This window comes from Chromohalobacter beijerinckii (genome assembly GCF_023061185.1).
Classification (GTDB): Bacteria; Pseudomonadota; Gammaproteobacteria; order Pseudomonadales; family Halomonadaceae; genus Chromohalobacter; species Chromohalobacter beijerinckii.
Map to the genome: position 1 here is coordinate 139,169 of NZ_JAKGAK010000007.1, position 6,367 is coordinate 145,535.

Sequence of the window (6,367 nt, forward strand, 5' to 3'; positions counted from 1 at the left end):
ATCTGATAAGGGGGAATCGTGCGCATCTGTATTTATATGGGATCGCGTGAAGGACGCGATGCCGGCTTTCGTCACGCCGCCGAGACGCTGGGTCGGTGCATCGCGCAACGCGGCTGGGGACTGGTCTACGGTGGTGCCCGCGTCGGCCTGATGGGGGCCGTGGCCGATGCCGCACTCCACGAAGGCGGCGAGGTCATTGGCGTCATTCCCCATCATCTGGTCGAGCGCGAGCTGGCGCACGAGGGACTGACGCATCTGCTGCGTGTCGACGATATGCATGCGCGCAAGTCTGCCATGGCTGAGCACGCCGATGCCTTCATCGCCCTGCCCGGCGGCATCGGCACCCTGGAAGAGTTATTCGAGACGTGGACCTGGCAATACTTGGGACTTCACGACAAGCCTATCGGTGTACTCGACGTCAGCGGCTTCTATCGCCCATTATTGGAATTCTTGGATCACACCGTCGCGCAAGGCTTTCTCAATCCCGAGACACGCGCGAGACTCGTCGCCGCCGCTGACCCCGATCACTTGCTCGACCGTTTGATGGCGGCGCAACACGCATAACCACCTCGTGAGCGCCCGTCTCACGGGCGGCGGACAGCTGATCCCAGTTTCAAGGAGGAAAGGTCGATGTACGCTATCGCCATCAACGATCAGACGCTGATCTGGCAAGCCCATGACACGCCGCGCGACATTGCCGCTGACGAAGTCCGCATCGATGTCGCCTGGGCAGGGATGAACCGCGCCGACGTGATGCAACGTGCGGGGCAATACCCGCCTCCGCCCGGCGAAAGCGAGATTCCCGGGCTCGAAGTCAGTGGCACCATCGCCGAGGTGGGCCGCAGCGTGGAGCGCTTCAAGCCCGGCGACAAAGTCTGCGCGCTGCTGGCCGGTGGCGGTTACGCCGAGCAGGTGGTGGTCGCCGAGGCCCAGGTACTGCCCATTCCCCAAGGCCTCGGCCTGCGTGACGCCGCCGCGCTGCCAGAAGTGTTCGCCACCGCATGGCTCAACCTGTATATGGAAGGCGCCGCCAAACGCGACGAACGCATCGTGTTACATGCCGGTGCCAGTGGCGTAGGCACGGCCGCCATTCAATTGTGCCGTGCCTTCGGCAACCCATGCTTCGTGACCGTCGGCAGCCAGGAAAAGCTGGAGGCCTGTAAGCGGCTCGGTGCCGATGCCGGCTGGAACCGGCACGAAGGTAGCTTCGTCACGCCGATCAAAGACTGGGGCGGTGCGGACATGATTCTCGACCCAGTGGGCGGCGACTATATAGCTCAGGATCTACAGGTGCTCAACCCCGATGGGCGGGTGGTATTGATCGGCTTGATGGGAGGGCGTGACGCCCAGATCGACCTAGGTCATATGCTGATGAAGCGCCAGCGTCTCATCGGCTCGACGCTGCGCTCGCGCTCTCCCCGCGCCAAAGGCGCTATTCTCGATGCGCTGCATGCCCATGTTTGGCCCAAACTGGCCAATGGGGAAATCAAGCCGCTAATCGACAAGGCATGGCCGATTCAGGATGCCGATACCGCGATGCAGCACATGATCGACAATGCCAACACAGGCAAGGTGCTGTTGAGCGTCAGCGGGGAAGGGTAACGACGATCGAAAGCCAACTACCGCGGGGCGGGTGACTGGAAAACGGTCTAGAAGGCTCTACAAAGGCTTTCTAGGCAAGCCCTGCGGCATCACGCGTACGCTGATAAGTCAGTTGCAACAGGCGTGCATCGTCACCGGCTCGGTGGCGCTGAATGCCTCGCTCGCGGATGATGACCTCTTTCATCGCTCCCCACCGCTCGAGTTGCGATTCATCCAGCAGACGCCGCAATGCCTCGAGGCGAAAGCGCGGCAGCATACCCGCGTGGTGGAACAATAGCGACAGCCAGGTATTGTCGTATCCCCAGCTATCACTATAGGCGATGCCGTCAGCCGCTAGCTCATCGTTGAGCCATCGCGCGACTTCTATGACGGGATAGCCTTCGCGATGCAGCCGGCCACGCGAGATGCCATGCAAAAGTTCGGCCTTGGGATCCCAGTGGGTCCACTCTTCCAACGGTTGAATAAGGAAGGCACAGGTACTGCCATCAGCCCGCGCGATGCCCACCTCTATCGGATAGCTGCCACGCCCGAAACCGGACGCTTCGATATCGAGCAGTATCGGCAACACGTGGCAGCATTCCTCTTCAAAGCGATATCACGAACGTGGCGTGGGCCCATGATGTCCACCGGGGCCACGCCAATCAGACTACGTGAACGGGAAGCACGATGCGAGCCCCCACGGCACTACCTCAGTACGTCTCAGTGCGTCAGTGACGCGATCGGCTCGCCGGCTTCGCTGCGTTGCGCGCGTTCGGCAAGTGCCGACCATTGCGCGGCACGCCGGGAATCGACGGGAAGCCCCAGGTGGGCATGACGGTAGGCCTCGGCCATACGCTCGGCGGCCAGGCCATGGCCAGCTTCGGCGGCACGCGCATACCATGTCACCGCTTTTTCTTCGCGACGGGCGTACTGCGCACAGCCGAACTCGTAAATGCGCCCCGCTTGGTATTGCGCATGCACATCGCCCGCGTAGGCGGCCTGAAAGACGTAGCGCGCGCCCTTGGCCTTATCCTGTGGGGAATTGCCACGATGAAACAGCATATGGCCATAGAACGAAAGCGCGGCGGTGTGGCCGGCTTCGGCACAGCGCTGAAAAAGTCGCATCGTCAAACGATGCTTGCCGGGAGAGCGTGTCATCCAGCGGGCATGTAACAGTTGGGCTGCGAGACGGTATTCGAGCCGAATCCGCAGTGAGGATACCTGTTGCATAACCATCGACCCTGAAGTCGTCGTGACCGAAAAGGTACGTAAACGATTGCGTCGGCTCGGGCTCTCCCTGCACGCGCCAACACCCCGGATAAAACCACTGTCACCGTTGCCTGACACACCACTTTAGTGCCCTTATCCCCGGCAACGGGGCGCCAAGCATACGCCTACCCTCAGACGGACTCAACCCCCGTTTGCCGCGCACTCGAGGCACCGCTACCATGCCGTTTCCATCCCTTTTTCGATACCCGCGTGGAGCCCCAAATGCAGACACGTCCCCTCGGTCAGACCGGTATTAATGTCACCCGTTTGTGCCTAGGCACTATGACCTTCGGCGAACAGAACACCGAAGCCGATGCGCATGCGCAACTCGATCGCGCCACTGCCGCAGGCATCAACTTCATCGATACCGCCGAGATGTACCCCGTCCCGCCCAAGGGCGAGACCCAAGGACGCACCGAGGCCTATATCGGCAGTTGGCTCAAGGCACGCGGCAAACGCGACGACCTGGTCATCGCCACCAAGGCGGCCGGCCCTGGCCTCGAGCATATACGCGGTGGCCCGCGTCTAACCCCTGAACATTTGCAGCGTGCCGTCGACGCTAGCCTGACCCGCCTCAACACCGACTACATCGATCTTTACCAGCTCCACTGGCCCGACCGTAGCGCCAATTTTTTCGGCAAGTTGGGCTATCAGCACGATGCGGACGAAGATGCTACGCCGTTGGCCGAAACGCTCACGGCCCTCAAGGAGCTAGTCGATGCCGGCAAGATTCGCGCCATCGGGCTATCCAATGAGACGCCGTGGGGCGTGATGCAAAGCCTGCGCCTCGCCGACTCACTAGACGTGCCACGTGTGGCCAGCGTGCAGAATCCCTATAACCTGCTCAATCGCAGCTTCGAGGTCGGGCTCGCCGAGATCGCCCATCGCGAAGATGTCGGCCTATTGGCTTACTCGCCCCTGGCCTTCGGCGCACTCACCGGTAAATACCTCGATGGCGCGCGTCCGCCCCAAGGCCGCTTGACCTTGTTCGAGCGCTTCAAGCGCTATACGTCAGATCTTGCCGAGGATGCGGTTCGCGCCTACGTCGGGATCGCACGCGAACACGGGCTGGACCCTGCCCAGATGGCCTTGGCCTACGTCAACTCACGCTCGTTTTTGACCAGCAACATCATCGGTGCAACCACGCTCAAGCAGCTCGACACTAACCTGGCCAGCGAGGACCTGACGCTGGACGATAACGTGCTCGAGGCCATCGAAAACGTACATCGTCAGCATCCCAACCCCTGCCCCTGACGATGATGGCGTGCCTATCACCACGATAGGTACGCCATCATCGGACCACCCTGGTGCGCTTGTTATACTGACGGTAATAAATCTTCCGATCCCGAACGCGAGGACTGCGCATGCTAAGCGTCATTTCACCGGCCAAGACACTGGATTTCGAAACATCTCCGACGACTGCGACCTACACCCAACCGGAGTACCTTGAGCAAAGCGCCGAACTGATCGAGATCCTGCGCGATTATTCTCCCCAACGGCTTTCCGAGTTGATGGGCATCAGTGACAAGCTGGCAGGACTCAATGCCGCGCGATTTGCCGAATGGGCACCGCCATTCTCTCCAGAGAACGCCAAGCCGGCCGTGCAGGCGTTCCAGGGCGACGTTTACATGGGGCTGGACGCACCTTCGTTCAGCGAGCGGGATAATCAGGAAGCACAACAGCGCCTGCGCATCCTCTCAGGGCTTTATGGACTACTACGCCCTCTCGACCTAATTCAGCCTTATCGTCTGGAGATGGGGACCAAGCTGGCCAATCCGGCGGGCAAGGACCTCTACGCCTTCTGGCGAGAGCGGCTCACCCAGGATATTACCCGAGCCGTGGAAGAAAGCGGTTCACCGGTACTGGTCAACCTCGCCTCCAACGAGTACTTCAAAGCCATTGATGCCAAACGCTTGACGTGTCGTGTCATCACTCCGGTCTTCAAGGATGAGAAAAACGGTCAATTCAAGATCATCAGCTTTTATGCCAAGAAAGCCCGGGGCTTGATGGCCGCTTGGATGATTCGTCAGCGTGTCGACGCCCCCGAAGACTTGAAACACTTCGATGTCGGCGGCTATCGCTTCAATAACAGCCTGTCTGACGGCGATACATGGGTTTTCACACGTAATGAAAGTGAAGCAGCCACTGCCTGAGCACGTGGATGGCCGGCATTGCGTCGGCGCCTAGCAATACAGATATCTTCAACGTTGAATCCCCGCTAGAATCGAGAATCCGGTTTCACCCTCTTTCTCATTCTGCGGGAGATGCGCATGCGCAACCTTTTCGTAATGCTCGTGGTCGGCTTGCTTGGCTTTGGCTTGGCAGTCGACCATGCCGATGCTAGACGGCTCGGCGGTGGCAAGAGCTTTGGCAGTTATTCGCGCTCCGCGGATAGTCCCGCCGCCACGAGTCGCACGAATGCGGCAACCACTCAACGCCAGCCCAGCGCAGGATTATCGCGTTTCGCCGGCCCCTTTGCCGGCTTGCTCGCTGGAGGGTTGCTGGCCTCGCTGTTCTTCGGCGGCGCCTTCGACGGCATCCGCTTCCTCGATATCCTGCTGGTAGCGCTTATTGCTTGGTTCGCGTTCCGCTTGTTGAGAGCCCGCCGTATGGTGACCAGCGAGGGGCCGCAGCATCAGACACGCCAGCCGCATCAAGAAGCGACTCACAACTCGACGCCTTACTCCACCACTGGCACGTCCATGCCGGGCGACCGCACTACACCCGAGTGGTTCGACAAAGAGCGCTTTCTCGGCGGCGCCAAAGAACATTTCATGACCTTGCAACGCGCCTGGGACAATAACGATCTGGCGCAGATCCAGGAATACGTCACTCCGGCGCTTTACAACTTGCTACGCGAAGAACGCGCGCAGCAGCCCGCGAACAACCGTACAGAAATCGTACGTCTTTTCGCCGAGCTGGGAGATGTCAGGGAAATCGGACAACAAGCCGAAGCCAGCGTCCTGTTCCACGGCATTCTCGATGAAAACGGCGAGCAAACCGAATTCAACGAGACTTGGCATTTGATCCGCGACTTACGTGATGGGGCGCCTTGGTATGTGCAGGGCATTGAGCAGAATCCCAGCGTTTGATGCCAGTAAACATACGTCACGTTGGCGGCGCTTTACTCTATAAGAAACATGCAAAAGGCCGGGCAAATGCCCGGCCTTCAGGAATACAAAACGATCAACGCAAAGCCTTAGTCCTGCGCGTCCTCGGCTGCATTTTGAATATCCTCGCCCGCTTCTTCCATGCTATCTCCCGCATCGTCCATGGCGTTGTCCACGGACTCTCCAGCCTCTTCTGCCGGCCCCTCATCATCACACGCCACGACACCGACTGCCGTCATGCCAATGATCAGTGCCAAGGCCATTTTGCGAAGCCATTCACTACGCAGCATACTATTCTCCTTAATAGTTACGTACTCCATGTACAACGCTCACTAAAGCATAGGGCACAACAACAGGCAAATAGTACGACGCCATGGCATCCGCATACCCATAAAAAAACCCCAGCC

Annotated in this window: 8 protein-coding genes; 5 read left to right on the top strand and 3 right to left on the bottom strand. The window is 59.7% G+C overall.

Annotated features, from left to right (window positions below):
- The first annotated feature begins 15 nt into the window (after positions 1-15).
- Together L1075_RS08180 and L1075_RS08185 are read left to right on the top strand one after the other, a co-directional pair.
- On the top strand, positions 16-564 hold the full coding sequence (locus tag L1075_RS08180) for an LOG family protein (protein WP_075367773.1): 549 nt from the start codon (positions 16-18) through the stop codon (positions 562-564).
- Positions 565-630: 66 nt separating this feature from the next.
- A complete protein-coding gene (locus L1075_RS08185) occupies positions 631-1,602 on the top strand; it encodes an NAD(P)H-quinone oxidoreductase (protein ID WP_246894463.1) in 972 nt (323 codons plus the stop codon).
- Between the two features lie 70 nt (positions 1,603-1,672).
- Here L1075_RS08185 and L1075_RS08190 read toward each other — a convergent pair whose 3' ends face one another.
- Positions 1,673-2,170 carry a hypothetical protein gene (locus L1075_RS08190; protein WP_040243142.1) on the bottom strand — a complete coding sequence of 166 codons (498 nt, stop codon included), beginning with the start codon at positions 2,168-2,170 and terminating at the stop codon, positions 1,673-1,675.
- A gap of 131 nt (positions 2,171-2,301) precedes the next feature.
- Entirely contained in the window at positions 2,302-2,811 is a 510-nt protein-coding gene (locus L1075_RS08195; protein ID WP_040243144.1) for a tetratricopeptide repeat protein, read from the bottom strand.
- Positions 2,812-3,072: 261 nt separating this feature from the next.
- Between L1075_RS08195 and L1075_RS08200 the strand changes: the two genes are divergently transcribed.
- From L1075_RS08200 to L1075_RS08210, 3 genes are all read left to right on the top strand, one after another.
- On the top strand, positions 3,073-4,104 hold the full coding sequence (locus L1075_RS08200) for an NADP(H)-dependent aldo-keto reductase (protein ID WP_040243145.1): 1,032 nt from the start codon (positions 3,073-3,075) through the stop codon (positions 4,102-4,104).
- Positions 4,105-4,214: 110 nt separating this feature from the next.
- A complete protein-coding gene (gene yaaA, locus L1075_RS08205; protein WP_040243146.1) occupies positions 4,215-5,003 on the top strand; it encodes a peroxide stress protein YaaA in 789 nt (262 codons plus the stop codon).
- Positions 5,004-5,120: 117 nt separating this feature from the next.
- Positions 5,121-5,942, top strand: coding sequence for a Tim44 domain-containing protein (locus tag L1075_RS08210; protein ID WP_040243148.1), 822 nt, complete (start codon positions 5,121-5,123; stop codon positions 5,940-5,942).
- Positions 5,943-6,049: 107 nt separating this feature from the next.
- On the opposite strand, the gene L1075_RS08215 is transcribed toward L1075_RS08210, so the two are convergent.
- Entirely contained in the window at positions 6,050-6,250 is a 201-nt protein-coding gene (locus L1075_RS08215; protein ID WP_040243149.1) for a hypothetical protein, read from the bottom strand.
- Positions 6,251-6,367: the final 117 nt, after the last annotated feature.